Origin of the sequence: Agrobacterium sp. CGMCC 11546, from assembly GCF_013365515.1 — a bacterium.
Classification (GTDB): domain Bacteria; phylum Pseudomonadota; class Alphaproteobacteria; order Rhizobiales; family Rhizobiaceae; genus Agrobacterium; species Agrobacterium fabrum.
The window spans coordinates 209,688-235,365 of record NZ_CP047388.1 but is presented as its reverse complement, the minus strand read 5'-3'; the positions used below and the strand labels follow the sequence as shown (position 1 = coordinate 235,365).

20 protein-coding genes and 1 pseudogene are annotated in these 25,678 nt (G+C 60.2%); 9 read left to right on the top strand and 12 right to left on the bottom strand.

Going from position 1 to position 25,678, the window contains the following annotated elements:
* Window positions 1-23 precede the first annotated feature (23 nt).
* Genes GSF67_RS15925 through ligD form a run of 3 tightly spaced genes read left to right on the top strand, consistent with a single transcriptional unit; the run spans window position 24 to window position 3,634 of the window.
* Window positions 24-308 (top strand): hypothetical protein, encoded by a 285-nt coding sequence (locus tag GSF67_RS15925; protein WP_006312451.1) that lies wholly within the window; start codon window positions 24-26, stop codon window positions 306-308.
* Window positions 305-1,138, top strand: coding sequence for a Ku protein (locus tag GSF67_RS15920; RefSeq protein ID WP_006312450.1), 834 nt, complete (start codon window positions 305-307; stop codon window positions 1,136-1,138). The genes GSF67_RS15925 and GSF67_RS15920 overlap by 4 nt, the downstream gene beginning before the upstream one ends.
* A 3-nt stretch (window positions 1,139-1,141) precedes the next feature.
* Window positions 1,142-3,634, top strand: coding sequence for a DNA ligase D (gene ligD, locus GSF67_RS15915; RefSeq protein ID WP_006312449.1), 2,493 nt, complete (start codon window positions 1,142-1,144; stop codon window positions 3,632-3,634).
* A 3-nt stretch (window positions 3,635-3,637) separates the two neighbouring features.
* Here ligD and GSF67_RS15910 read toward each other — a convergent pair whose 3' ends face one another.
* From GSF67_RS15910 to GSF67_RS15900, 3 genes are all read right to left on the bottom strand, one after another.
* The gene (locus GSF67_RS15910; RefSeq protein ID WP_006312448.1) at window positions 3,638-4,429 is read right to left on the bottom strand and encodes a Ku protein; all 792 of its coding nucleotides are present in this window, start codon (window positions 4,427-4,429) and stop codon (window positions 3,638-3,640) included.
* Between the two features lie 86 nt (window positions 4,430-4,515).
* Entirely contained in the window at window positions 4,516-5,520 is a 1,005-nt protein-coding gene (locus GSF67_RS15905; protein ID WP_006312447.1) for an inorganic phosphate transporter, read from the bottom strand.
* A complete protein-coding gene (locus GSF67_RS15900; RefSeq protein ID WP_006312446.1) occupies window positions 5,520-6,164 on the bottom strand; it encodes a DUF47 domain-containing protein in 645 nt (214 codons plus the stop codon). The genes GSF67_RS15905 and GSF67_RS15900 overlap by 1 nt, the downstream gene beginning before the upstream one ends.
* A gap of 113 nt (window positions 6,165-6,277) precedes the next feature.
* Here GSF67_RS15900 and GSF67_RS15895 point away from each other — a divergent pair, with 113 nt between their 5' ends.
* Entirely contained in the window at window positions 6,278-6,817 is a 540-nt protein-coding gene (locus tag GSF67_RS15895) for an NUDIX hydrolase (protein ID WP_006312445.1), read from the top strand.
* A gap of 23 nt (window positions 6,818-6,840) precedes the next feature.
* Here GSF67_RS15895 and GSF67_RS15890 read toward each other — a convergent pair.
* Window positions 6,841-9,986: pseudogene (locus GSF67_RS15890) on the bottom strand (efflux RND transporter permease subunit).
* A gap of 1 nt (window position 9,987) precedes the next feature.
* Window positions 9,988-11,136 carry an efflux RND transporter periplasmic adaptor subunit gene (locus GSF67_RS15885; RefSeq protein WP_006312443.1) on the bottom strand — a complete coding sequence of 383 codons (1,149 nt, stop codon included), beginning with the start codon at window positions 11,134-11,136 and terminating at the stop codon, window positions 9,988-9,990.
* 474 nt (window positions 11,137-11,610) lie between these two features.
* On the opposite strand from GSF67_RS15885, the gene GSF67_RS15880 reads away from it, so the two are divergent.
* Complete coding sequence (locus GSF67_RS15880) at window positions 11,611-12,606, top strand: DUF535 family protein (protein ID WP_006312442.1); 996 nt, start codon at window positions 11,611-11,613, stop codon at window positions 12,604-12,606.
* Here the strand turns inward: GSF67_RS15880 and GSF67_RS15875 are convergent.
* On the bottom strand, window positions 12,579-13,499 hold the full coding sequence (locus GSF67_RS15875) for a hydrogen peroxide-inducible genes activator (protein WP_006312441.1): 921 nt from the start codon (window positions 13,497-13,499) through the stop codon (window positions 12,579-12,581). The genes GSF67_RS15880 and GSF67_RS15875 overlap by 28 nt on opposite strands.
* Window positions 13,500-13,707: 208 nt before the next feature.
* On the opposite strand from GSF67_RS15875, the gene katG reads away from it, so the two are divergent.
* Complete coding sequence (gene katG / locus GSF67_RS15870; RefSeq protein WP_006312440.1) at window positions 13,708-15,879, top strand: catalase/peroxidase HPI; 2,172 nt, start codon at window positions 13,708-13,710, stop codon at window positions 15,877-15,879.
* Window positions 15,880-15,976: 97 nt separating this feature from the next.
* Here the strand turns inward: katG and GSF67_RS15865 are convergent, their stop codons facing one another.
* Window positions 15,977-16,153: a hypothetical protein gene (locus tag GSF67_RS15865; protein ID WP_006312439.1), complete on the bottom strand. Its 177-nt coding sequence runs from the start codon at window positions 16,151-16,153 to the stop codon at window positions 15,977-15,979.
* Window positions 16,154-16,274: 121 nt separating this feature from the next.
* The gene (locus GSF67_RS15860; protein WP_006312438.1) at window positions 16,275-17,144 is read right to left on the bottom strand and encodes an AraC family transcriptional regulator; all 870 of its coding nucleotides are present in this window, start codon (window positions 17,142-17,144) and stop codon (window positions 16,275-16,277) included.
* A 123-nt stretch (window positions 17,145-17,267) separates the two neighbouring features.
* Here GSF67_RS15860 and GSF67_RS15855 point away from each other — a divergent pair, with 123 nt between their 5' ends.
* The gene (locus GSF67_RS15855; protein WP_006312437.1) at window positions 17,268-18,719 is read left to right on the top strand and encodes an aldehyde dehydrogenase; all 1,452 of its coding nucleotides are present in this window, start codon (window positions 17,268-17,270) and stop codon (window positions 18,717-18,719) included.
* A 26-nt stretch (window positions 18,720-18,745) separates the two neighbouring features.
* Here the strand turns inward: GSF67_RS15855 and GSF67_RS15850 are convergent, their stop codons facing one another.
* Window positions 18,746-19,642: a LysR family transcriptional regulator gene (locus GSF67_RS15850; RefSeq protein WP_006312436.1), complete on the bottom strand. Its 897-nt coding sequence runs from the start codon at window positions 19,640-19,642 to the stop codon at window positions 18,746-18,748.
* Window positions 19,643-19,736: 94 nt separating this feature from the next.
* Between GSF67_RS15850 and choX the strand changes: the two genes are divergently transcribed.
* Together choX and betC are read left to right on the top strand one after the other, a co-directional pair.
* Window positions 19,737-20,690 (top strand): choline ABC transporter substrate-binding protein, encoded by a 954-nt coding sequence (gene choX / locus GSF67_RS15845; RefSeq protein ID WP_006312435.1) that lies wholly within the window; start codon window positions 19,737-19,739, stop codon window positions 20,688-20,690.
* Window positions 20,691-20,704: 14 nt separating this feature from the next.
* Window positions 20,705-22,216, top strand: coding sequence for a choline-sulfatase (gene betC / locus GSF67_RS15840; RefSeq protein ID WP_006312434.1), 1,512 nt, complete (start codon window positions 20,705-20,707; stop codon window positions 22,214-22,216).
* Between the two features lie 16 nt (window positions 22,217-22,232).
* Here betC and GSF67_RS15835 read toward each other — a convergent pair whose 3' ends face one another.
* Genes GSF67_RS15835 through argH form a run of 3 tightly spaced genes read right to left on the bottom strand, consistent with a single transcriptional unit; the run spans window position 22,233 to window position 25,677 of the window.
* Window positions 22,233-23,126, bottom strand: coding sequence for a carbohydrate kinase family protein (locus GSF67_RS15835; protein ID WP_006312433.1), 894 nt, complete (start codon window positions 23,124-23,126; stop codon window positions 22,233-22,235).
* A complete protein-coding gene (locus GSF67_RS15830; protein WP_006312432.1) occupies window positions 23,123-24,163 on the bottom strand; it encodes an ABC transporter ATP-binding protein in 1,041 nt (346 codons plus the stop codon). The genes GSF67_RS15835 and GSF67_RS15830 overlap by 4 nt, the downstream gene beginning before the upstream one ends.
* A complete protein-coding gene (gene argH, locus GSF67_RS15825) occupies window positions 24,163-25,677 on the bottom strand; it encodes an argininosuccinate lyase (protein WP_006312431.1) in 1,515 nt (504 codons plus the stop codon). Before argH ends, GSF67_RS15830 begins: the two co-directional genes overlap by 1 nt.
* Window position 25,678 lies beyond the last annotated feature (1 nt).

The window sequence follows — 25,678 nt, the reverse complement described above, 5'->3', positions numbered from 1 at the left end:
GGGCGGTCTTTGAGGGTTTCGACATGAAACAGCAGTCCGAACGTTCAGAAAAAGGCTTGAAAAACTTCGATGTCCGCGACCGGCTGATATTGGCACTTTATGCGCAGTTGAAAGCGGAACGGCACACACGCGAGGCCATGGAATGGGTCATTCGCAACGGCGGGCTGTCGCCGGAGGTACTGGAAGCCATGGCCTCCGATCCAGTACCGGTTCTGGCGGAAGAGGACGTGCCGGCGATCGAGCGCATTCTCGCCGACGGCCGGCGTGGTGAAGCCTCCCGTCAGGGTGGAGAGAGGCAACGGCCATGAACCGCCGGGCGAGCTGGAAAGGGCACCTTGCGTTTGCCGATTTCAACTGTGAAATCGGCCTCTATTCGGCGCTGACCTCGGCGGAGAAGATTTCGTTCAACATCGTCAACCGTAAAACCGGCCACCGCGTCGAGCGGCAATATGTCGATAGCGATACGGGCGAGCCGGTGCTTCGCGACGATCAGGTCAAGGGTTATGAACTCGACAATGGCGATCATATCGTCATCGAGGGAGACGAGATCGCAAAGCTGATGCCTGAAAGCGACAAGGTCATTCACGTCAAACACTTTCTGCCCTGTGACGAGATCGACAAGCTCTATTTCGACAAGTCCTATTATCTTGCGCCGACCGGGGAGGGTGGCGAGGAAGCACTGACGCTTCTCGCCAAGGCCATGGACGACGAGAATGTCGTGGCCCTCGGCGAAGCCGTGCTTTTCCGCCGCAACCGCATTCTGCTGATCCGCCCGAGCGGCAAGGCGCTTGTCGCCACCACACTGAATTTCAGCTACGAGGTTCGTTCGGAAACATCCGTCTTCAAGTCGATCCCCGATATCGAGTTCGACGATGAAATGCTGGAACTTGCCGGCCACATCATCGAAAAGCGGGCGGGTACATTCGATCCCGCCGATTACAGTGACAGGTATAATGATGCGCTGGCAGAACTGGTAAAAGCCAAGATCGAAGGCCGGGAAATCGCCAAGCCGCCGCCGCGCAAGGAAGACAATATCATCGATCTCAAGGAGGCCCTGCGCCGCAGCGCCGGTGCGGGCGCAGGCAGCGGGAAAAAGGCCACGCCATCAGGCCGCAAGGCCTCGCGGAAAGCGAGCTGATCCATGGGATTGCAGACCTATAACGCCAAGCGCAGTTTCGACAAGACGCCCGAGCCCAAAGGCACAAAGGCTGAAAAACCGGGATCGAGTTTCGTCATCCAGAAACACGATGCCCGCCGCCTGCATTACGATTTTCGCCTTGAAATGGACGGGGTGCTGAAAAGCTGGGCGGTGACGCGCGGCCCGAGCCTCGATCCCGAAGACAAGCGCCTTGCCGTGCACGTGGAAGACCATCCACTGAGCTACGGCGATTTTGAAGGCGTCATCCCCAAGGGACAATATGGCGGCGGCACCGTGATCGTCTGGGATCGCGGCAGCTGGCAGCCGATTGGTGATGCGGGAAAAGGATATCGAAAGGGCCATCTGGAGTTCGAGCTCGAGGGAGAGAAGCTGAAAGGCCGCTGGCATCTGGTGCGCATGCACGGCAAGCCCGGAGAGAGCCGGGAGAACTGGCTGCTGATCAAGGGTGACGATGAAGAAGCGAGGCATAAAGGTAGTGCTGATATTCTCGAGGAAAGGCCGGAATCGGTAAAGACCGGCCGCAGTGTCGAGGAGGTCGCAAAAAAACCGGAAGACACCTGGAATTCCAAGACGGTCTCGAAAAAGGCCGTCGCCTCGACGTCCGGCCAGAAACAGGCGCATGCGCTGCCCAAAGGAGCACGCAAACAGGCCTTGCCATCTTTCGTGCCGCCCGCACTCGCCACGCTGAAGCCGAAACCGCCGGAGGGATCACGCTGGCTGCACGAAATCAAATTCGATGGTTACCGGCTGCAGGCGCGAGTCGATCACGGTAAACTTCAGCTGCTGACCCGCAGCGGGCTGGACTGGACGGAAAAATTCGGCGCCGCCGTAGCGGCTGCACTCACGGCGTTGCCGGCGGAAACGCTTTTGATCGACGGCGAAATTGTCGTGGAGCGCGACAGCGGCGCCTCTGACTTTTCTGCCTTGCAGCAGGATCTGAGCGAAGGACGCAGCGACCGTTTCGTCTTTTACGCGTTTGACCTTCTTTATCTCGATGGGAGCGACCTGCGCGGTGCTGCCTTGAGTGAGCGAAAGGCGCTGCTGGAAAAGCTGTTGCCAGCAGGCGGCCCCCATCTCCGCTACAGCCAACATTTTGAGGAAAGTGGCGCGCTGGTGTTGGACCATGCCTGCCGGCTCAGCCTCGAAGGCGTGATTTCCAAGGTCAAGAGCAGCAAATATGCGTCCGGCCGCAAGGGCGAATGGGTGAAGTCCAAATGTTCGATGCGGCAGGAATTCGTTATTGGCGGTTACACCGTCTCCTCGACCTCGGAGCATGCCATCGGCTCGCTGGCTCTCGGAGTCTATGAAAACGGCAAGCTGCGCCATGTCGGCCGTGTCGGTACCGGTTATTCCGGCGAAGTCGCGGAGATGATATTTTCTCGTCTGAAGCCGCTGGAACGCAAGGACAGCCCCTTCGGCGACAAGCTGACCGCGCTCGCCCGCCGCGATCTCCGTTTCGTTACGCCGGAACTGGTGGCAGAGGTGGAGTTTCGCGCTTGGTCGGGAGATGGCAATCTGCGTCACGCATCCTTCCGGGGTCTACGGGAAGACAAGCCGGCAGGAGAGATCGAACGCGAGGAGAAGGCCGTGTCGGATAGTAATGCGCCGCAGTCGAAGATCAAGTTCACTCACCCCGACCGGCTTTACTGGCCGGATGACGGCGTGACCAAGGAGGGGCTGGCCGACTATTATGCGCAGGTCTGGCGGCATATGGCGCCTTTTGTTGTCAACCGGCCGCTGGCGCTGCTGCGTTGCCCGGAGGGGATAGAGGGACAACGGTTTTTCCAGAAACACGCCTGGCGCGGCATCAACAGGGCGATCGAGCAGATCAAGGATCCCAAGGACAAGGGGGGCGAACCGCTGATCCGCATCACCGATTTCGACGGCATGATGGCGCTCGTGCAATCCGCCGCGCTTGAAATCCACCCTTGGGGCGCGACCACCGTCAATTGGGAAAAGCCCGACATGATCACCATGGACATTGACCCCGGCGAGGATGTGGCCTGGGACGCGGTGATCGAGGCGGCGCAAGAACTCAAACGGCGCTTCGAAGATGTGGGACTGGCAGCCTTCGTCAAGACATCAGGCGGCAAGGGGCTGCATGTGGTCTCGCCGCTGAAACCACAGGCGGGCTGGGCGCCGGTCAAGGCCTTCGCCAAGGCCATGGCGGCGGATATGTCGAAAGCCGAGCCGGAGAAATATCTCTCCGTCGCCACCAAGGCTAAGCGTCAGGGTCGCATCTTCATCGATTATCTGCGCAATGGCCGGGGCAATACCGCGGTCGCAGCTTATTCGACGCGCGCCCGGCCCGGTGCCGCCATTTCCGCGCCTCTGGAATGGGCGGAACTGACGGCCGAGATCGGCCCGGCGCATTTCACCGTCAATAATATCGGTGCGCGGCTTTCAGCCCTGAAAAAAGATCCGTGGGACGGCTTCTTCGGCGCTGCAGAACCGTTGCCGAAAAAGTCGCGCTGATCCTCAGCTTCGTTTTTCGGCGGCGATGCTCTTCTTCAGCGCATCCATGATGTTGATGACATTGCCGCCGGTCTTTGGCTTCGCGCCAGTCTTCTTCTTGGAAGAAGAGACTTCGTCTCCCTTGGACTTCAGCAGCGATTTGATCTTTTTCTGGATGGGATCCTGCACCAGGGTCGGCTTCCAGCCGGTCACCTGTTTGCCGATGCGTTTTTCCATCGCCTGCAGCAAAGGCGTTTCGATTTTCATCTTCGGCTCCAGCGCGTCGATGCTTTCGCGCACTTCCTCGCCGTAATGCAGCGTCCAGAGAATGATGCCCTTACCGGAAGGTTCGAGCAGGACCGCCCTTTCGCGGCGATAGATCACCAGACGCGCGATGCCGAAGACCTCGTTCGCCTTCATGGCTTCGCGGATGACGCTGAAGGCTTCGGTGCCGATCTTGTCTTCCGGTCGCAGAAAATGCGGGCGATCGTACCAGATCCAGTCGATCGACCCCTTGGGCACAAAGGTTTTGATATCGATCGTGCGGGTGCTTTCCAGCGCCACCGCATCGAGCTCGTCATCCTCCAGCAGCACGTAATCGTCTTCGTCGCGGGGAAAACCCTTCACCTGATTTTTTGCGGCGACCGGCCTGTGGGTGACGCTGTCGACATACCGACTTTCGACGCGGTTGCCGGTTTTACGATTGAGGATGTGGAAGGAGTATTTGTTGCTCTCGGTGGTCGCGGGCGTCAGAGAAACGGAGGCCGTCACCAGAGACAGCTTCAGATAACCCTTCCAGAAAACCTGCCGTGCCATTGTCTTACGATCCGCCTCGCTATTGGTCTCCCGGAACAACCGCCGCAGGGCAGCTTTTGTTCCGGGAGAGTGGCAATCGGTGCCGATCAGCCAAACAGCGAGGTCAGTCCATAAACGGCGGCGGAGATGAGCGCTGCGGCCGGCATGGTCACGACCCAGGCGATGACGATATTGCCTGCTAGCCCCCAGCGCACCGCGGAGACGCGGCGGGCGGCACCCACGCCAATAATGGCGCCGGTGATCGTGTGGGTGGTGGAGACCGGAATGCCGAGCCATGTGGCGCCAAACAGCGTCAGCGCGCCACCGGTTTCAGCGCAGAAACCCTGCATCGGGTTCAGCCGTGTGATCTTTGATCCCATGGTGTGCACGATGCGCCAGCCGCCGAACAGTGTGCCGAGCGCCATGGCCGACTGGCAGGAAATCACCACCCAGAAAGGCACGTAGAAGCTCTGTCCCAGATACCCCTGGCTGAAGAGCAGCACGGCGATGATGCCCATGGTCTTCTGCGCGTCATTGCCGCCGTGGCCGAGCGAATAAAGCGAGGCGGAAATGAACTGCATGACGCGGAAGGTGCGGTCGACCGCGAAAGGTGTCTGCCGCACGAACAGCCACGACACGGCAAGGACGAGAAGCAGCGCCAGGAAAAAGCCGATGGCAGGCGACATGAAGATGGCGCCGACGGTCTTCAGCAGGCCGGACCAGACGATGGAATTAAAGCCCACCTTCGCAAAACCCGCACCGACGAGACCGCCGATCAGCGCATGCGACGAACTGGAGGGAATGCCGAAAATCCAGGTGACGATGTTCCAGACGATTGCCCCGATCAATGCCGCGAAGATGACCTGCGGTGAAACGATGGCTGGATCGATGATGCCGGTGCCGAGCGTTTCGGCCACATGCAGGCCGAAGAACAGGAAGGCGATGAAATTGAAGAAGGCCGCCCAGGCGACGGCATATTGCGGCCGCAGCACACGGGTGGACACGATGGTCGCGATGGAATTGGCGGCGTCGTGCAGGCCGTTCAGGAAATCGAAGAACAGCGCGATGGCGATGAGGCCGACAAGCAGCGGCAGGGCAAGTGCGACATCCATCAGACGTTCTCGATCACGATGCCGCTGATCTCATTGGCCACATCCTCGAAGCGGTCGACGACCTTTTCGAGTTCGCCGTAGATTTCGCTGCCGATCATATAGGCCATGGCATTGCCGTTCGCGCCGTGGCGGCGGAAGAGATCCTTCAGCCCCTGATCGTGGAGATCGTCCGAGCGGCCTTCGACGCGGGTCACCTCTTCGGCGATGGCGGAGAGGCGCTGCGCGTTCGCGCCGACCTTGTTGAGAAGCGGAATGGCTTCCGCGATGAGGCCGGCCGCGCGGACGATCTCGTGGCCCATCTCCTTCATCAGCGGGTCGAATTCGCTCTGTTCGAACAGGCGGATGGTCTTGACGGTCTTGTGCATCATGTCGATGGCGTCATCCATGGACTGGATGAGGTCCTTGATGTCGCCACGATCGAACGGTGTGATGAAGCTGCGCCTGACTGCAAGCAGAACCTCGCGGGTAATATCGTCCGCCTGGTGTTCCAGTGCGACGATAAGGTCGCAGTTCTTCTCGACGTCGACGCCGCTCAGGAGTTGATCAAGCGCCTCAGCCGCTTTGATGACGGTTTCGGAATGTTTGCTGAACATGTCGAAGAAACGGTCCTCGCGCGGCATCAGCTTGCGAAAAATACTCATCATGCGAATTGGCCCTCAATGGCGCTATATTAGTTGTTGGGGGTGATTGTCATAAAACTGTCATAAATGCACGCGGGGCATTGATGCAACCCGGAAAATCGGCACTATCAACGGATATGAAACCCGCCAAGAAACGCCGGAAGACCCGCCCGGCCCGTTCACTCACATTGCTCCAGCAGCTGGCTGCTGTTCCGGAAAAGCTATTCACCGGCGCTTTCCGGCAGCAATATGCCGCGCTCTGCTTCCGTTATGCCGATGGCGGAACTGTCGAAATCCTCCTCGTTACCTCCCGGACCAGCGGACGCTGGATCATTCCTCGCGGCTGGCCGATGAAGCGCAAGAAGCCGCATCAGGCGGCGGCCATCGAGGCATGGGAGGAGGCGGGCGTGCGGGGCCGGGTGAGGAAGGACGCCATCGGCCGCTATACCTATCTGAAGATGCTCGACAATGGCAATGTCGTGCCCTGCATGGTCGATGTGTTCCAGATCGAGGTGACAGAGGCGGATGAGAGTTTCAAGGAAAGCGGCGAACGCCTCTCGGAATGGGTGCGCCCCGACGAGGCGGCAAGACGCGTTCGCGACATCGAACTGAAATCGCTGCTGGTCGATTTCAAGCCCAAAGGCAAAAAGAAGCGGCAGGACAGCGAAAAGCTTTGAGCGCAACACCGTAGTAGATCTGCTTAGACCGGTGATGTCGTTCGATTTTTCACTCCCGTTTCGGCCACCTCGTCCGGCGCCTTCGGCAGCAGGCGGGCGAAACGCCGCGTGGCGCTGTCGATATAGGACAGGATAGCTGGCACCACGATCAGCGTCAGCAGCGTGGAGCTGATGAGGCCGCCAACGACTGCATGCGCCATCGGTGCGCGCTGCGCGCCGCCTCCGCCGACGGCGAGACCGAGCGGCACCATGCCGAAGATCATCGCAAGCGTCGTCATGATGATCGGGCGGAAGCGGATGACGCCGGCATTCGCCAGTGCCTCATTCAGCGTAAGGCCGCGCCGCCGTTCCTGATTTGCGAAATCCACCAGCAATATGCCGTTTTTGGTCACGAGGCCCATCAGCATGATGAAGCCGATCAGCGAGAACATGTTGATGGTGCTGCCGGCCACCATGAGGCCGAGGAGAACGCCGATGAGCGATAGCGGCAGGGATACCATGATGGCGAGCGGCTGCAGGAAGCTGCCGAATTGTGAGGCCAGCACGATGTAGATGAAGATGATGGCCATGCTGAGCGCCGTGACCATGTGGCCGATGGTCTCCTGCATGGTTTCGGCCTCGCCGCCGAAACGGATGCGATAACCGGCCGGCAGATCGCGGCTGGCGGTCAGGCCCTGCAAGGCCGCCGTGACATCCCCAAGCGTACGGCCGGTGATATTGGCCGACACCAGTATTTCGCGATGATTGTCGAAGCGGCGGATTTCTGCCGGTGCCGCCACCGTGCCGATATCGGCGACCTGATCGAGGCGTACCATCAGCGGCGCGCCGTTCGCCCCGGTGCGGCCGGTCGCGATCATCAACTCTCCGAGACGTGCTGCATCGGAGCGCCGCTCGGCGGGCAGGCGAACAACGATATCGTAGCTGTTGCCATTCGCATCGGTCCATTTGGAAACATCCTCGCCGCCGATGAGGGCAGACAGCGCGGTAGCGAGATCGGCCCTGGCAATGCCGAGATCGCTTGCCGCCGCGGGCTTCAAACGGACCGAGAGGATGGATGTCACATCCTTGGCGCTGGATGTCACATCCACCAGACCCGGCATTTTTTTCATGTCTTCCACAAGACCGTTTGCGACTTTTTCGAGGACTGCCCGGTCGTCGCCGAGGATGCTGAGCTGCACAGGGCTTTCGCCGCCGCCAAGACCGTTCTGCAGGATATTGATCTCGATACCGGGAATGGCCGACAGGCGTTTGCGGACCGGTTCGGCAAGGGAAAGCGGGGTCTGCTCGCGTGCCGAAAGCGGTACGAGCCCGACCAGAATGGTGGCGCGATGTTTGCCCGCCGCACCACCGGTATTGATGGTGGAATAAAGCATGTCGACTTCGGGGAACTCCCTGAGTGCCTTTTCGACCTGCCGGAGCTTCGCAGTCGTATAGTCGAGCGAAGAGCCGACCGGTGCGGTGAGATTGATCTGGAAGCGCCCCTCATCGGCATCGGGTACGAATTCCGTGCCGACCAGCGGCACCATGAACAGGCTGCCGATAAAAATGCCTGCGGTAAGAAGCAGGGTGACGAGCCGGTGGCGCAATGTCCAGCCGATCGCATGCCGGTATTGCCTGGCCATCCATTCGAAGCCGTGGTCAAAACGGGCGATCAGGCGGCCAATCGGGCCACGCTTCGCATCGGCCTGCGCATCGGGATCATACCAGACGCTCGACAGCATCGGATCGAGCGTGAAGGCGACGAAAAGCGAGATCAGCACGGCGGCGGAAACGGTGACGCCGAATTGATAGAAAAACCGGCCGACGATACCATCCATGAAAGCGACCGGCAGGAACACCGCCACGATCGTCGCGGTCGTCGCGATCACCGCAAGCCCGATTTCACTGGTGCCGTCGAGGGCGGCGCGCAGATGGGATTTGCCCATGTGCAGATGGCGGGTGATGTTTTCGCGCACCACGATGGCGTCATCCACCAGAATGCCGATGGACAGTGTCAGCGCCAATAGGCTGAGCGTATTGAGCGTGAAACCGAGGAGATCGATCACGGTCAGCGTGCCAATGATCGCGATCGGCAGCGTCAGCCCGGTAATGACCGTGCTGCGCCAGGAATTGAGAAACAGGAAGACGATGGCGACGGCGAGTGCTGCACCTTCGATCAGCGTGGTCTGCACCTGGGTCACGGATTCCTGGATCGGTATCGATGAATCCGTGACGATGCGCAGCTGTATATTTTGCGGTGAAAGCTCGGCGTTGAGCGCATCGAGGCGCTTCCTCACATCGCTCACCACCTGTACCGTATTGGCGTCCTGAACCTTGACGATATCGATCGCCAGCGCCGTCTGGCCATTATAAATGGCGCGGTTTTCGGCATCGGCCGCCCCTTCGGACAGCGTGGCGACGTCGCGCAGCGGATGGCCACGCCGCCGCGCCGTGCCACGACCATATCCAGCAGGGCCTCGGGTTCCTCGATGCGGCCCTGTATCTGAATGGTGCGTTCGGAGACGGGATCGATGACGCTGCCGGCCGGGCTGTTGCTGTTTCCGGCCCGCAGCGAAGTCACCACCTCGTTGACGCCGATCCCCAGCGCGCGCATCCGCGCCTCATCGATCGTTACATCGATCTGCCGTTTGCGGCCGCCGACCAACGTTGCCTGTCCGACGCCCGCAACGCTCGTCAATTGCCGCACCACCTTTTGCTCGGCGAGGGTGGCGAGTGCAGGCACATCGAGTGATGTCGAGCTGATCGCCAGCGACAGGATCGGCTCGGCGGCAGGATCGAACCGCGAGATAACTGGCTTTTTGACATCCTTCGGGAAATTCGCCTCGATCGGGGCGATCTTGTCGCGCACCTCCTGCGCGGCGGCCGAACTCTGAACTTCGAGCTTGAACTTTGCGACGACGACGGAGCGCCCCTCATAGGAGGTGGACGTCACCTCATCGAGGCCGCCGATGGCGTTCAGCGCATCCTCGACCGGGCGCGTCACTTCCATTTCCACCGTCTCCGGCGTCGCGCCGGGATAGCTGGTAATGACCACCACCACGGGAACGTCGACATTGGGATATTGATCCAGCCCCAGCCGCTGTAACGAAAAGGTGCCCATGACCAGAAGCGCCACCATCATCATGGTGGCGAAGACGGGATGGCCAACGGATATACGGGTCAGAACCATCTCAGCCCGCCTTGTCGATGGTGACGGCCATATCCGGGCGCAATTCGGGGAGTGGCGCCGTCAGGATCGTTTCGCCATCCGCAAGACCCGCGCCGATCTCGATCAGGTTGCCGCCGTTCCAGTTTTGCCCCACGGCGACCGTCTGGCGACGAAGATAGCCGTCCTGCACCTTGAGCACATGGTACCCCGTCTCATCCTTGCGCAGCGCGATGGCGGGAACGACGAGCGCATCGTCTTTTTCACGCAGCAGAATAGACCCGCCAGCGAACATTCCACCCCACAATTGCCCATCACGATTGGCAAGCCTGAGATAGACGGCAACGACGCGCGTGCCGTCTTCTGCCACCGGGCTGATGCGCTCGACCGTGCCTTTGACGATCTGACCGGCAAGGCCGTCAATCTCCAGTTCCGCCGTCTGGCCGCGGGCGACGCGGGGAATATCGCGGGTGGCGACGAGAACCTTCGCTTCCAGTTCGCTGGTATCGACCAGGGTCAGAAGCTCGTCATCCGCGCCGATACGCGCGCCCATCTCTGCCACGCGCCGGGCGACGGTGCCATCGAATGGCGCACCGATTTCAGCGTTGCGCAGGGAGAGGTGGGCAATATCCACCTGCGCAGACAGGCTCCGCACCCTTGCTGTCTTCACCACGACATCGCTTTTCGCCTTGTCGAGCTGTTCCGCCGAGGCGATGTTTTTCGCAGCCAGCTGCTCGGTTCTTGCCAGCGCCTGCATCGCCAGCGTCAGTTCGGCCTCGGCCGCATCCCGGTCGCTCTGCCGGAGCAGCAACGTTGATTGCAACTCTTCGGTTTCGAAACGCACAAGCACGTCGCCTGCCTGAACCGCCTGTCCCTCCCGGACGTTCATTTCGAGAATTTTTCCGGCCTCGCGGGCGCGGATCACCACGCGGCTGACGGGCTGAAGTTCGCCGCTGATGCTGAGCCGTTCCACCATCGGACGCATGCCGACCGTCGCTATTTCCTGGGCCGTCAATTCGAAGGGAATGCCCGCCGGGCTCATCGCAGCCGCCGCAACGATACCCTTGACGCGCTCACTCGCATCCACGCTTCCGCGTGCCGGATCAAGAGCTGTGACGACGAGAACGCAGCCCGCAAGCGCCACCCCCGCCTTGATCGTTCTCTTCATCCACATACCATCATTCCTCCAGGCAAAACGCATGCTCTGACCGCTGGGTCATGTCGCCTGCTTTCAGGCCGATGGTTTATGGATAGATCCCCATAATTGCCGCAGCATTACCCGCTCACGCCGGCTTTCCCGCAATATTGCTGTAACGTTCCTGGCGCAGAACGCTCGTCAGATTGACGCAAGATGAGGTGATTTGTGGGGTGGAGATGGACTGTGACGAATGCCCAACAAACCACCCGCAAGGATGCGCAATGAGTGCGCTTTCGGACCGGACACGCCGCGTCAGCTTTACGTTTCCCCGTCTGGATTGTTCGCCGAGGCAGGCGGCTTCTTATCTTGCGCCATTTGGCTTCACAGTCATGTCAGCTCTAACGAGCCTAATCGGGCGTCGCGTCGAAAATCCGGATTCGAAAGTGATCGCTATTATCGAGATATTCCTCCCCTTTTCGACCTCCTCTCTCTTTGTTTGCAGGTTTCAAAATGTGGCGCACTGAAACGTCTGCGTTCAGCCGTGATCATGATCTTCGTGAGGTCGATCCGTTGCCCGTGCACCCGGACGTCATCCCGGCGGGTCGTGGGGCCGAGATATCTTTCCTGCCACTTCTGGCAAGGCTCGTACGTTTTACCCGCCAGGCTCACTGGAAGCGCAGCTTTCTTTTGTGGATGCGTTTTGCGGCCCATCCGATGGTGAGCCTACGTTGGTGGCGGTTCCTCGCTCGGTTCTCGGCGATGGAGCAACTGGCGCTTCCGCATGACGACCTGCTGCAAAAACCCTTCTCGAAATTCCTTATTGCAAACCTGTCCTATAAAACACGTCTCACGCTTCTGACAGCAAACTTTCATCTGGCCCGGGATTGCTTTTCGCGGGCTGTGATGGAAACGGTCTGGGCGGGGGAGGCCGTCGATATGTCCGTCATTTCAGGGCGTTCTGACGATTATCGATGTAGCCTTGCGCTTGCGGATCGTTGCGGAGGCCGGCACGAAGGGGCTTTTGCCGTTAAGCTCATTCGATGCCGGGATGACGCGATATTGTGGACAGCAAAATTCATGTTCGTAAACCAGGCCGGTGTTCGAACGATCGTGGTGGGCGGAATGCAGGGGCCACATGCCGCAAAGCAGGAAATGGTGGTCGTGACGCGGGATCTTTGCGGCTTGCGCCCGAAGGAGGCCGTCCTGATGGTCATGCAGGCCTATCTGGAAAAAGATGCTCAGAGCTTTCTGGCGATCTCCCAGGCCCGGCATCCGATAAATCATCGGCGCCGACGCCGCCAGAAGATGCTGCTTTCGGATATCGACGCTTTCTGGAACGAGCGACTGGCAATGCCGGAAAGCATGTTCGGATTCGAGGTGCCCGTTTCCAGAATGGATGGCTCCGACAAACGAAACCGGATCAAGAAGGCTTTTTTCCAAGCGTCAGTCCGGCTCTGCGCATCACGTTCGCCTGAGCTCTATCCGGTGGAGACGTTGCTGCCCTGAATTTTCTGAAGGCCGCATTCGCGGACGATCTCGGAAATATGGGCGAACTGCGCCGATAGCGGATTGCTCTTGCGCCAGACGATGCCGATGGTGCGGGATGGGCGCGGCTCCGCCAGACGGAACACCGAGACGGTGGATAGTCGCGTTTCCATATCGACCGCCATCTGCGGAATGAGCGTGACGCCGATGCCCGCGCCAACCATCTGTACCAGCGTCGACAGCGAGCTGCCTTCCATCAGCACGCGCGGCGGCGCATTCGTGGTGCTGCAGAAGGAAAGCGCCTGGTTGCGGAAACAATGGCCTTCCTCCAGCAGCAGCAGGCGCATCTCGCCCAGCTTGTCGGCGCTCGGCACCGGCATGCCGGCATCCTCCATCGGCCGCACCAGAATGAATTCTTCCGAAAACAGCGGCACTTCTTCCAGAGATGGTTCCGAGACCGGCAGCGCAACGATTGCCATGTCGAGCCGGGCTTCGAGAAGGTCTTCAATGAGCTTCTGCGTCACCGCCTCGCGCGGGTGTGCTTCCAGTCCGGGGTAATGCCGGGTCAGCGTCTTGATCACCTGCGGCAGAAGATAGGGTGCGACGGTGGGAATGACACCGATGCGCAGGCGGCCGCTGAGAGGGCCATGCCCTGCGCGCGCCAGATCCTGCAATTCGTCCACCGAACGCAGGATTGCCCGGGTGCGCTCGGCAAATTCCTCACCAAGCGCCGTCAGCCGGATCTGGCGGCTGCCGCGTTCGACGAGCGGCGCACCGATCAATTCCTCCAGTTCCCGGATCTGCAAGGATAGTGCAGGCTGGGAGATGGCGCAGGCTTCCGCGGCGCGCCCGAAATGGCCGATTTTGGCCAGCGCATCGAAATAACGGAGATGTTTCATGGAGAGGGCAATCATAAGCTCAGCATATCGCAGCCTTTAGAATATACAATTGGAAATTATGGAACCCGGCTGTTAGTCATCTTCATGACAGAAAGAAGCTGTAGCTGTGGATGATCATCGGCATCGCAGCAGGTCGTTTGAGACCTGCCGCTGCCTCTGGCTCGGAATGCTGCACATGTCGAACTGATAATTTGTTTAATTGCTAATCCCATCGGAGGGCGAAATGGACGCAACTTCAAAACCGGCTGGCAAGTGTCCCGTCATGCATGGAGGCAATACGGCCTCCGGTAAATCGGTGACCGAATGGTGGCCGAACGCGCTGAACCTCGACATCCTGCATCAGCACGACACCAAGACCAATCCGCTCGGCACCTCCTTCAACTATCGTGAAGCGCTGAAGACGCTTGATGTCGAAGCCCTCAAGGCCGATCTGCGTGCGCTTATGACGGACAGCCAGGAATGGTGGCCGGCCGACTGGGGCAGCTATGTCGGCATGATGGCCCGCGTTACCTGGCACGCGGCCGGTTCCTACCGTGTCACCGACGGTCGGGGCGGCGCCAATACCGGCAACCAGCGTTTCGCACCGCTCAATTCCTGGCCTGATAATGTCAACACCGACAAGGGCCGCCGCCTGCTGTGGCCGATCAAGAAGAAGTACGGCAACAAGATTTCCTGGGCCGACCTTATCGCGCTCGCCGGCACGATCGCTTATGACGTCGCGGGTCTGAAGACCTTCGGTTTCGCCTTTGGCCGCGAAGACATCTGGGCACCGGAAAAGGACACCTACTGGGGTGATGAAAAGGAATGGCTGGCGCCGAGCGACGGCCGCTACGGCGATGTCACCAAGCCCGAGACGCTTGAAAACCCGCTTGCCGCCGTGCAGATGGGCCTCATCTACGTCAACCCGGAAGGTGTCAACGGCAAGTCCGATCCGCTCGCGACGGCGGCGCAGATGCGCGAAACCTTCGCCCGCATGGGGATGGATGACGAGGAAACCGTTGCCCTGACGGCCGGCGGCCACACCATCGGCAAGTCCCATGGCAATGGCAGTGCTGCCAATCTCAGCCCTGATCCGGAAGCTGCTGGCCCGGAATATCAGGGTCTCGGCTGGATCAACACCAAGGGCCGCGGCATTGGCCGTGACACCGTGGTGTCGGGCATCGAAGGCGCGTGGACGAGCGAGCCGACCAAGTGGGACAACGGCTTCTTCGACATGCTGTTCAAGCACGAGTGGACCCTGACGCACAGCCCGGCCGGCGCGTCGCAATGGGCGCCGATCACCATCGCCGAAGAAGACAAGCCTGTTGATGTCGAGGATGCGTCGATCCGCACCATCCCGATGATGACCGACGCCGACATGGCCCTGAAGGTCGATCCGATCTACCGCGAGATTTCGCTGAAGTTCAAGGACGATCAGGACCATTTCTCCGAGGTTTTCGCCCGCGCCTGGTTCAAGCTGACGCATCGCGACATGGGGCCGAAGTCCCGTTACGTCGGCCCGGATGTTCCGGCTGAAGACCTGATCTGGCAGGATCCGATCCCGGCAGGCTCGACAAGCTACGATGTCGCTGCCGTCAAGGCGAAGATCGCTGCCTCCGGCCTTTCTGTCGCCGATCTGGTTTCAACCGCATGGGACAGTGCCCGCACTTTCCGTGGTTCGGACAAGCGCGGCGGTGCCAATGGCGCGCGTATTCGCCTCGCACCGCAGAAGGATTGGGAAGGCAATGAGCCCGCCCGTCTGTCCCGCGTGCTTTCGGTTCTGGAGCCGATCGCCCGCGAAACCGGTGCAAGCATCGCCGATGTGATCGTTCTCGCCGGCAATTACGGCGTGGAGCAGGCGGCGAAAGCGGCCGGTTTCGATATCGCCGTGCCTTTCGCGGCCGGTCGTGGTGACGCTTCCGCCGAGCAGACGGATGCCGACAGCTTTGCGCCGCTTGAGCCGCTGGCGGATGGTTTCCGCAACTGGGTGAAGAAGGACTATGTCGTCAGCCCCGAAGAGCTGCTGCTTGACCGGGCACAGCTTCTTGGCCTTACCGCGCCGGAACTCACCATCCTCATCGGTGGCCTGCGTGTCATTGGTGCCAATTACGGCGGTGCGGCGCATGGCGTCTTCACCGACAAGCCCGGCGCGCTGACGACGGACTTCTTCACGACGCTGACGGACATGGCCTATTCCTGGGTCCCGACCGGCAACAATCTCTATGAAATCCGTGACCGCAAAACCGGCGCAGCCAGATATTCGGCAACCCGCGTCGATCTCGTGATCGGCTCCAACTCCATCCTGCGCGCTTATGCGGAAGTTTATGCGCAGGACGACAACAGGGAAAAATTCGTCCGCGACTTCATTGCCGCCTGGACGAAGGTGATGAACGCCGACCGTTTCGATCTCATCTGAGCGGAAGGCGATTAGCCGAAAAGACAACACCTCCCCGAGCGATCGGGGAGGTGTTTTTGTTGCGGCTTCCTCTCGATGGCTGAGGGCCCATACTCATTTAACGGCGGTCGGAAGACGGAACCTGCCGCTCGGGTGACGACTTTTCAGTTCGTCCCGCAGGCGTCTTGCCACTTTTCTCGTTTTCATGGGCATCCGGGCCGGCGACTATAACGCCACGGCCCTGTTCTTCACGCTTCTTGTCGGCGAAATCGCCCGCTTCCTTTTTCTCGTTCATCGTTTTCTCCCTTCGCGTTGTTTCGTCCATCATTCAACGAATGACGAACAGGTGAGTTCCAGACAGACAATTTCGCAGAGGGGGAACGCTGCCGATTGCGCGCCACGCCATTTGTGAAAACTTATGGCCAGGCGGCATAGGAAGGTGGAGGAATATCTTGGGCGTGCATCGCGGCCCTGCGGAATCGGCCGGGAGATTTGCCTTCCTTGCCGGTGAAAAAGCGGTTGAAATAACCCGGATCCTGAAACCCCAAACGAAACGCGATTTCAGCAACTTGCAGGGAAGAGTTCAGAAGAAGTTCGCGTGCTTCCGAAAGCAGTTCGCGATGAATGTACGCCTGCGGTGAAAGGCCTGTCGCGTTTTTGATGATCGAGCCCAGCCGGTCGCGGCTGACGCCGAGGTGGCGGGCATAGTCATCAACGCTCCAATGCTCGCATTTGTGTTGCGCGACCAGCAGAATAAAACGTTCCGTCATGCTCGACGGCAAGGAGACCGCGCCGGTTTTTGCGATGGCATGCTGGCATATGCGGATCAGCGTGACGGAAACAAGGTTGGTAATGATCGTTTCGGTGGCTGCCGTTGGCTTAAGGTTTTCAGCGGCGATGGTTTCCAGATAACCCGCCAGCTCGGCATGATCCTTCTCCGCAAGTGTCTCTGTAAGGACACGTTGCAGGCCATTGCGAAGGATGATTGCGCTTGTCCCTGTCGGCATCGCATGCGCAAGGCCGATCTCGGTGGCTGAAAGCAGCGACGCCCGGCTTCCCGCCTCCAGCCGCAGACGGCTTGCGTGGCCAGCCGGCAACCAGGCCAATCCCGGTGCGGGCAGGGTAATGGCTTCACCGTCGCCAATGATTTGCGCATGGCCGGCGGCGAGCAGGACAAGATGAGCATTAGCCGGGCTGAGTTTGACTTCGCTCACACGCAGCGATGAATTCAATATCCGCGCCAGCGTGGCCTGGCCGTTGCCGGCATTGTGATTTTGAAACGCCATTCATCCCTCAAAAGTACAATAACGAGCCATACTAGTGCATTTTATCAGAGGCTGTCGTTGCTAAACTTCGCTCATAACGGGCGGAAGACCTTGAGGAGAAGGTCGCCCGACAGGAGGAGACATATGCAGACCGTCAATCTTTTCATCGGCGGCGATCATTGCGCGGCCGCGAACGGCAAGCGCTTCGAACGGAACAACCCGATCACCGGCGATGCCGTAACGAGTGCCGCCGCTGCGGCGGTTGAAGATGCGACGAAAGCGGCTGATGCTGCCGCTGCCGCTTTCCCGAAATGGTCCGCGACCACGCCCGGTGAACGCCGCCGTCACCTGCTTGCGGCTGCCGAGGCGCTGCGCGCGGCGGGCCCGCAAATCATTGAGGCGATGAAGGAGGAGATCGGCGCGACGGAAGCCTGGGCCGGTTTTAACGTCATGCTCGCCAGCGATATGCTGGTGGAGGCGGCCAGTCTCACCACGCAGATCAAGGGCGAGGTCATCCCATCGAACCGCCCGGGAACCATGGCCATGGCGCTCCGCCAGCCGGCAGGGGTCGTGCTGTCGATGGCGCCGTGGAACGCGCCGGTCATTCTCGGCGTGCGCTCCATCGCCACCCCGCTTGCCTGCGGCAACACCGTCGTCATGAAGACCTCGGAACTTTGCCCGCGCACCCACGCGCTGATCATCGAAGCGGTTGCCTCCGCAGGACTGCCGAAAGGCGTGCTGAACGCCATTTCCAACGCGCCGGAAGATGCGGCGAAGATCGTTGAAACGCTGATTGCCCATCCGGCGGTCAGAAGGGTGAACTTCACCGGCTCCACCCGTGTCGGCCGCGTCATCGCGGAAACAGCGGCCCGTTACCTGAAACCGGCGCTGCTGGAGCTTGGCGGTAAGGCGCCCTTCATCGTGCTTGACGATGCCGATATCGACGCGGCGGTCGCTGCCGCTGCATTCGGCGCCTACATGAACCAAGGGCAGATCTGCATGTCAACCGAGCGTATCATCGTGCTTGACAGCATTGCCGATGCATTCGTCGAAGCTTTCGCGAAAAAGGCCGCCAGCCTGACGGCGGGCGATCCGCGCGAGGGCAAGACCCCGCTCGGCTCACTGGTCAGTGCCGAAGCAGCCTCGCGTATCCGGGTGCTGGTGGATGATGCCGTCTCCAAGGGTGCAAGGCGGGTTGCCGGTGGCGGTGGCGATGGCACGATGCTTGATGCGATCGCCGTCGATGGCGTCACGCCGGCCATGCGGCTTTATTCGGAAGAGAGCTTCGGCCCGGTCGTATCCATCATCCGGGCCGGCAGCATCGATGAGGCCGTGAGCATCGCCAATGAAAGCGAATTCGGTCTTTCCGCCGCCGTTTTCGGCAGGGACCAGGCGCGGGCGCTTTCCGTTGCCGCGCGGATTGAAAGCGGCATTTGCCATGTCAACGGCCCGACCGTTCATGATGAGGCCCAGATGCCCTTCGGCGGGGTCAAGGCTTCCGGTTATGGCCGTTTCGGCGGCACAGCGGGTATCGCCGAATTCACCGAATTGCGCTGGGTCACGCTGCAGGACGGGCCGCTTCACTACCCGATCTGAACGTCCTGATACCTTGGCGGGCGGCGTCATCGCCGCTCGTCGATCAGCCAGGAGGTGAGTTTTCTCACCGCATTGTCACTGTTCTTGGGCCGCATCAGCCAATAACCGCGCCCCGGTGCATCAAGGCTCGGACCCGCCGTTACCAGCACGCCGGCCTCAAGCAGAGGATCGACGAGCCCGGCCCATCCGAGCGCGAAACCCTGTTCGCCGATGGTTGCCTGCACCACCATGGTGTAATTGTTGAAGCTGATGTCGCCACCATCGTGGTCGGCGCCTCTCTGCACGCCGAAATGCTTGAAATAAGCCGCCCAGTCGAACCAGTGCGCCTGTGAGGTGTTTTCGAGATGGATAAGCTTGCGTCGCGAAAAATCCGCGATGGACGTGGGTGTAGGGGTTTCGGCGAGCAGGGCAGGTGAGCAGACCGGCGTCACCTTTTCCGAAAGCAGCAACACCGCCCCGTCGCCCGCTTCCTGCCGCGTACCGAAGATGATCATCACGTCGCTATCGTGTTTGCCCTGTCCCAGCGGATCCTGTGTGGCGACGATCTGGATATTGATGTCGGGATTCAGCACACGAAACCCATGCATGCGCGGAATGAGCCATAATGACGAAAAGGCGTAGTCCGTGTGCAGGCGGATGGTCTGCCGCTCTTCCGTCCGGCGAAGCTGCTGCGCCAGAAGGTCGATGGCGTCGACATTGCGCGAAACGATCTCGAACAGCCGCTGTCCCTCGGCCGTCAGTTCGATGCCGCGATGTTTGCGGCGAATGAGTGCGACACCGAGTTCCTCCTCCAGCCTGCGGACCTGATAGCTGACGGCGGGCTGCGTTAGCCGCATCGATGCAGCCGCCGCCGTCAGGCTGCCGCGGCGCGCGACCTCGGTAAAAATGCGCATCCATCCCAGATCGAGCGGTCGGTCTGACATTAAGATTCCTTATATCAGTCATCGAAAAATACCCGCTTCACAGGCAAAAGCAACGTGGTGTTCAATAAACTGGATTGATAAAAGGGGAGCCGCAATGAAAACCATTTCTCATCTGCATCGCATCGCCGCCGGTCTCATTCTGTCCGTGGCAGCCTTCTCCACCCCGCTTCAGGCGGCCGACGACGCGGCCTGCAAGACGATCCGTCTCAGCGATCCCGGCTGGACAGACATTACCGCGACCAATGGCGTCGCCTCCGTCCTGCTCGATGCGCTGGGCTATGAAACCGACGTCAAGACTCTGTCGGTGCCGATCGGCTATCAGGCGATGAAAAACGGCGAGATCGACGTTTTCCTCGGCAACTGGATGCCGGCGCAGAAATCCTTCGTAGACGACCTGAACGCCGCCAAAGCGGCCGAGGTGATGACGAAGAACCTGGAAGGCGCCAAGTTCACGCTGGCGGTGCCGGCCTATATGGCGGAAAAGGGCGTCAAGGATTTCGCCGATCTCGCCAAACACGCCGATGAATTCGAAAGCAAGATTTACGGCATCGAGCCGGGCGCGCCCGCCAACCAGAATATCCAGAAGATCATAGACGCCAATGATTTTGGCCTGAAAGGCTGGCAGCTCGTCGAATCCGGTGAACAGGCGATGCTGGCGCAGGTGGAGCGGGCGGGCAGGGACAAGAAGGCGGTGGTTTTCCTCGCTTGGGCGCCGCATCCGATGAACGAGAAGATCGATATCGCCTATCTCTCCGGCGGTGACGCCTATTTCGGCCCGAACTTCGGCGGCGCGGAAGTCTATACGCTCGCCCGCACCGGCTGGCCGCAGCAATGCCCGAATGCGGCGACGCTGTTCAAGAACCTGAAGTTCGATATCGGCATGGAAAACAGCCTTATGGGTTCAATTCTCGGTGGCGAGGATTCCAAGGCGGCGGCAGCGGCCTGGCTGAAAGCCAATCCGAAAGCGCTGGATGGCTGGCTGCAGGGCGTGACAACGCTCGACGGCAAGCCGGGTGCGGATGCCGTCAAAGGCAAGCTTGGTCTCTAAGCCGGAAAGTCGAAATGCCGCGTCCCAATATCCTGATCCTGATGGCCGACCAGTTCAACGGGACGTTTTTTCCCGATGGTCCGGCCGATTTTCTCCACGCGCCACATCTGAAAGCATTGGCGGAGCGGTCTGTCCGCTTCGCCAATACCTATACGGCAAGCCCGCTTTGCGCGCCGGCCCGTGCGTCCTTCATGTCCGGGCAATTGCCGAGCCGGACGCGGGTCTATGACAATGCCGCCGAATTCGCCTCCGATATCCCGACCTACGCGCATCATCTACGGGCGGCGGGTTATTACACCGGTCTTTCGGGTAAGATGCATTTTGTCGGGCCCGATCAACTGCATGGCTTCGAGGAGCGCCTGACGACGGATATCTATCCCGCCGATTTCGGCTGGACACCCGACTATACCAAGCCGGGTGAGCGGATCGACTGGTGGTATCACAATCTTGGTTCGGTGACTGGCGCGGGTGTCGCCGAAATCACCAATCAGATGGAGTATGACGACGAGGTGGCCTATCACGCCACCCGCAAGCTTTATGACCTGTCGCGCCGTCTCGATGACCGGCCGTGGTGCCTGACGGTCAGCTTCACCCATCCGCACGACCCCTATGTGGCGAGGCGCAAGTTCTGGGATCTATACGAGGATTGCGCCGCGCTTGATCCGCAGTCGAAGGCGATTGCCTTCGAGGAGCAGGACCCGCATTCCAAGCGGCTGCTGGAAGCTTGTGATCATGAGGCATTCGAGATCACAGGCGAGCAGATACGCCGGGCACGGCGTGGTTATTTCGCCAATATCTCCTATATCGACGAAAAGATCGGCGAAATCCTCGACGTCCTGAAGGCGACGCGGATGGAGGACACGATCATTCTCTTCCTGTCCGATCATGGCGACATGCTGGGTGAGCGTGGCCTATGGTTCAAGATGTGTTTCTTCGAGGGCTCCGCCCGCGTGCCGCTGATGATCGCCGCACCCGGCTGGCAGCCGGCTTTGATCGATGCCCCTGTCTCGACACTCGATGTAACGCCAACGCTGTGTGGGCTTGCCGGGCTAGATATCACCTCGCTCAAACGCTGGACCGATGGCGAAGATCTTGCGGCGCTGGCCGCGGGAACAGGCGGGCGCGGCCCGGTGCCGATGGAATATGCCGCTGAAGGCTCCATCACGCCGCTCGTCGCCATCCGTGACGGCCGCTACAAGCTGTCGGTCTGCGAGGCCGATCCGCCGCTGCTTTACGATCTTGAGACTGATCCGCAAGAGCGCACCAATCTTGCCCACGATCCCGCGTTCAGCGATGTGCTCTCATCGCTTTCGGCAGCGATCGGTCGGCGTTGGCAATTGCCGGTGTTCGACGCCGCCGTTCGCGAAAGTCAGGCGCGGCGCTGGGTGGTCTACAAGGCGCTGCGCAACGGCGCCTATTATCCGTGGGATTACCAGCCTCTGCAAAAGGCCTCGGAACGCTACATGCGCAACCACATGGACCTCAACGTGCTGGAGGAAAACCAGCGTTTTCCGCGCGGGGAGTGAAACGGGGCAGGATGCCTCAAGCGGCGGCGGTCACCCTCGGTGCACCGCCTGCCGCCTGTACGGCACGACTGCCCGCAGCGATCCCTGCTTTGAGACATTGCTGTTCGTCCTGTCCCTGAAGCCATACATCGAGAAAACCGGCATTAAAGGCATCGCCTGCGCCAGTTGTGTCGATGACCGGGACTTTTTGGGCCGCTCTATGGTGAAGCCCGGCCGCAGAAGATACCCATGCACCTTCCGCACCACCTTTGAGCGCGACGATGGGAAAAGCCTCCGCCAGTGTCCTGATGGCCGCTTCCGGTTCCGAATGTCCCGTGATCGCTTCCGCCTCCTCGAGATTGGGCAAAAACACGTCGACACCGGCACAGGCCTTGAGCAGGCCTTTGTCGTAGATCAGCGCTGCATCCCAGCTCGGATCGAGCGAAACGGACAATCCGCTTGCCTTGGCGCGCGAAACCAGATCGGGCATCTCATGCAGAGTAGCGAATTCGGCGATGTGCAGATGCCGTGCCTTGTCCCAAGCAAAGGCGGCATCCAGCGTCGAAGGCCGGGCGGCACCTGCGCGGCGTGTCAAAAACGCCCGGTCCTGACCGACCACGGTTGCTACCGTGACTTGAGGTCCGGCATCTGTTGCATGTTCCAGAAACTGCAGGTCCACACCACTTTGTGCCATTTTCTCACCGATATCGCGCGAAAACGTGTCGGTGCCGAGCCTTGCCAGCAGCGCTACGGGGCGGCCGATATGGGCGAAATGTGCGGCGGCAATGAAGGCTCCGCCGCCGGCGGCGATTTCCATGTCGCGGGCAAACAGTTCCCGACCGAGCACCGGCAATTCCTCGAGCCCGGTGAAGATGAGGTCGCAATAGATCCGGCCGATGCTGATGACGGCTGTTTTTTCTGTTGTCATCATGCGCGGCCCAGAAGCTTTTCCGTCTTCGCATCGAAAAGATAAAGCGAACCTGCTTCCGCCTGGCATTGCAACCGGCTGCCGACAGCGGGAATGGATTTCCCCCTCGCCGTGGCGATCACGGACGTCGTGTCGGTATCCAGATGAACCAGCGTTTCCGGGCCGAGGGGCTCGACGGCGGTTACGGTTCCCTCAAGCGTAAATACTCCCTGCTGGGCTTGGCTTTCACCAACCAGCAGGTCATGCGGACGAACACCGACCAGAAGGTCGCCCGCGGCGGAGGGGGCAACGCCGTTACTTGTTCTTGAACCCCGCAGCAGGTTCATGGAAGGACTGCCGATGAAGCGGGCGGTGAAAATATCGACAGGTGTTTCGTAAAGCTCCGTCGGTGTGCCGACTTGGAGGATATGACCATCCTTCATCACCACGATCCGGTCAGCCATGGTCATGGCTTCCACCTGATCATGGGTGACGTAGACGGTTGTCGTCTTAAGACGTTGATGCAAGCGCTTGATTTCAATGCGCATCTGTGAACGCAACTGAGCGTCGAGATTGGATAGCGGCTCATCGAACAGGAAGGCGGCGGGATCACGCACCATGGCGCGGCCGATGGCGACACGCTGGCGCTGGCCACCCGACAGGGCCGCGGGACGGCGGTCGAGCAGGGCCTCAAGCCCCAGCACCCGGCCTGCCTCTTCGATGCGCCGGTTCTTTTCCGTCTTGTCGAGTTTTGCGGTGTAAAGTCCGAAACCGATATTCTGGCGAACCGTCATATGCGGGTAGATCGCATAGTTCTGGAAGACCATGGCGATGTTGCGCTGTTTCGGTTCCTTCTCGTTGACGACGTTGCCGGCGATCTTCAGCGTGCCGTCGGAAATTTCCTCGAGCCCGGCGATCATGCGAAGCGTGGTGGATTTGCCGCAGCCGGAGGGTCCGACGAAAACGACGAATTCACCGTCTTCAATGGCCAGGTCGATGCCTTTGACCGCCTCGACCTTGCCGTAGCGCTTCACGAGTTGATTGAGTTCGATTGTCGCCATTATCGCGCTCCCGTCAGGGCGGTGAATTTCTCTGCCAGTTCAGCGGCCTTCGCCGCTTCATGGTTGGTGGATCGTTGTGCCTCAGCCTCAAATGCACCAAGCTTGCCGCGATAGGCTGCAAACGCCTCCCGCATCGGTTCAGGCGCCGGGCCGCCGAAACGGCTGCGCACCGCGACGAAGTGCTCCGGCGAGACGATCTGCCTGAACTTTTCTTCGTCAATGCCGGTCTCGCGTCCTGTCAGTCCACTGAAAGCCCTGAGGAACGGTTGGTAACCGTCATTGGGCAGATCGCCTTTCAGCGCGACAACGCTTTTTGCGACGGTCGCGGCAATTTCATGGGCCTGGCGGAACGACAGGTCCTCGATGCGGACAAGTGAATCGGCCAGTTCCGTGATGGTGATGCAGGACCGGCGAATATTCTGGTCAACCCGTTCAGGGTCGATGCTGATCTGGCCAACGAGGCTGGCGAGAAGATCGAGGACCCGGCCTGCCGAAGCGAAGGCTTCGTAACCCATGCCCTGGGTTTCGCCTTCGCTGTCGTTCATGTCGGTGAAGGGCGTGTTGTGCATCACATCGAGCATGGTCCGTGCCCGGCCGAATGTCTGGCTGGCGAGGTGGCGCAGATGCTCGATCGGCACCGGGTTGCGCTTCTGCGGCATGATCGAGGAAATCTGCACCAGCGAATTCGGCACATAGATCTGACCGACTTCGAAACTCGTCCAGAACTGGAAGTCCTGAATGAGCCGGCCGAGATGCAGGAACATCAGCTCGATCGCGCCATAGGTCGCTGTCGTATAGTCGATGGCGGCGATGCAGGAATAGGAATTGCGCAGCGGTGCGGCAAAGCCGAGCAATTCGGCAACACGCGCCCGGTCGATGGGGAAGCCCGAGGTGGTGATGGCAGCAGCACCCATCGGCGAAAGATCAACGATAAGGCGGGCCTCGGCAAAACGCTCGATATCCCGGATCAGCACCTCGATGGCGGCGGAAAGGTAGTGGCCGAAGGTGGTGGGCTGGGCCGGTTGCCCATGCGTATAGGCCACAATCAGGGTGGATTGATTGCGCTCGGCGGCATCGATCAGCGCTTTTAAGAGAACACGCGCCTTGGCGGTGAGCGTGTCGATCTTGTCCTTGAGGCCGATCTTGAACAGGGTGTGATCGATATCGTTGCGCGAACGCGCCGTGTGAAGGCGGCCGGCGACATCAACGCCGATGCGGGCTTTCAGCTCCTTCTCGATCAGGAAGAAGAAATCCTCGACCTCGCCGGTATAGACCAGTTCCGATGGCTCGATGGTTCTGTCGATGTCTTCAAGCGCACCTGCGATCTTGGCTGCCGTTTCGGCGTCAAGAATGCCGGTTTCGCGCAGCATGACGAGGTGCGCGCGATCGATGCGGCGGAAGCCGTCGACGTGGTGGTTCTTGGCGCCGTCGAAAAGCGGACGCAGCACGGTTTCCTTGTAAACGGGATCGGGAAACTTGCTGGTATCCGACTGGCGCGGATTGATATCGGCCATG

What these genes read in the sequence shown, in the direction of transcription:
- GSF67_RS15860 (WP_006312438.1), bottom strand. Translation starts at nt 17,144, where the DNA reads ATGGCGTTTCAAAATCACAATGCCGGCAACGGCCAGGCCACGCTGGCG.
- GSF67_RS15885 (WP_006312443.1), bottom strand. Translation starts at nt 11,136, where the DNA reads ATGTGGATGAAGAGAACGATCAAGGCGGGGGTGGCGCTTGCGGGCTGC.
- katG (WP_006312440.1), top strand. Translation starts at nt 13,708, where the DNA reads ATGGACGCAACTTCAAAACCGGCTGGCAAGTGTCCCGTCATGCATGGA.
- GSF67_RS15920 (WP_006312450.1), top strand. Translation starts at nt 305, where the DNA reads ATGAACCGCCGGGCGAGCTGGAAAGGGCACCTTGCGTTTGCCGATTTC.
- argH (WP_006312431.1), bottom strand. Translation starts at nt 25,677, where the DNA reads ATGGCCGATATCAATCCGCGCCAGTCGGATACCAGCAAGTTTCCCGAT.
- GSF67_RS15895 (WP_006312445.1), top strand. Translation starts at nt 6,278, where the DNA reads ATGAAACCCGCCAAGAAACGCCGGAAGACCCGCCCGGCCCGTTCACTC.
- ligD (WP_006312449.1), top strand. Translation starts at nt 1,142, where the DNA reads ATGGGATTGCAGACCTATAACGCCAAGCGCAGTTTCGACAAGACGCCC.
- GSF67_RS15880 (WP_006312442.1), top strand. Translation starts at nt 11,611, where the DNA reads ATGTGGCGCACTGAAACGTCTGCGTTCAGCCGTGATCATGATCTTCGT.
- GSF67_RS15835 (WP_006312433.1), bottom strand. Translation starts at nt 23,126, where the DNA reads ATGATGACAACAGAAAAAACAGCCGTCATCAGCATCGGCCGGATCTAT.
- GSF67_RS15850 (WP_006312436.1), bottom strand. Translation starts at nt 19,642, where the DNA reads ATGTCAGACCGACCGCTCGATCTGGGATGGATGCGCATTTTTACCGAG.
- GSF67_RS15900 (WP_006312446.1), bottom strand. Translation starts at nt 6,164, where the DNA reads ATGATGAGTATTTTTCGCAAGCTGATGCCGCGCGAGGACCGTTTCTTC.
- GSF67_RS15875 (WP_006312441.1), bottom strand. Translation starts at nt 13,499, where the DNA reads ATGATTGCCCTCTCCATGAAACATCTCCGTTATTTCGATGCGCTGGCC.
- GSF67_RS15925 (WP_006312451.1), top strand. Translation starts at nt 24, where the DNA reads ATGAAACAGCAGTCCGAACGTTCAGAAAAAGGCTTGAAAAACTTCGAT.
- GSF67_RS15910 (WP_006312448.1), bottom strand. Translation starts at nt 4,429, where the DNA reads ATGGCACGGCAGGTTTTCTGGAAGGGTTATCTGAAGCTGTCTCTGGTG.
- betC (WP_006312434.1), top strand. Translation starts at nt 20,705, where the DNA reads ATGCCGCGTCCCAATATCCTGATCCTGATGGCCGACCAGTTCAACGGG.
- choX (WP_006312435.1), top strand. Translation starts at nt 19,737, where the DNA reads ATGAAAACCATTTCTCATCTGCATCGCATCGCCGCCGGTCTCATTCTG.
- GSF67_RS15865 (WP_006312439.1), bottom strand. Translation starts at nt 16,153, where the DNA reads ATGAACGAGAAAAAGGAAGCGGGCGATTTCGCCGACAAGAAGCGTGAA.
- GSF67_RS15905 (WP_006312447.1), bottom strand. Translation starts at nt 5,520, where the DNA reads ATGGATGTCGCACTTGCCCTGCCGCTGCTTGTCGGCCTCATCGCCATC.
- GSF67_RS15855 (WP_006312437.1), top strand. Translation starts at nt 17,268, where the DNA reads ATGCAGACCGTCAATCTTTTCATCGGCGGCGATCATTGCGCGGCCGCG.
- GSF67_RS15830 (WP_006312432.1), bottom strand. Translation starts at nt 24,163, where the DNA reads ATGGCGACAATCGAACTCAATCAACTCGTGAAGCGCTACGGCAAGGTC.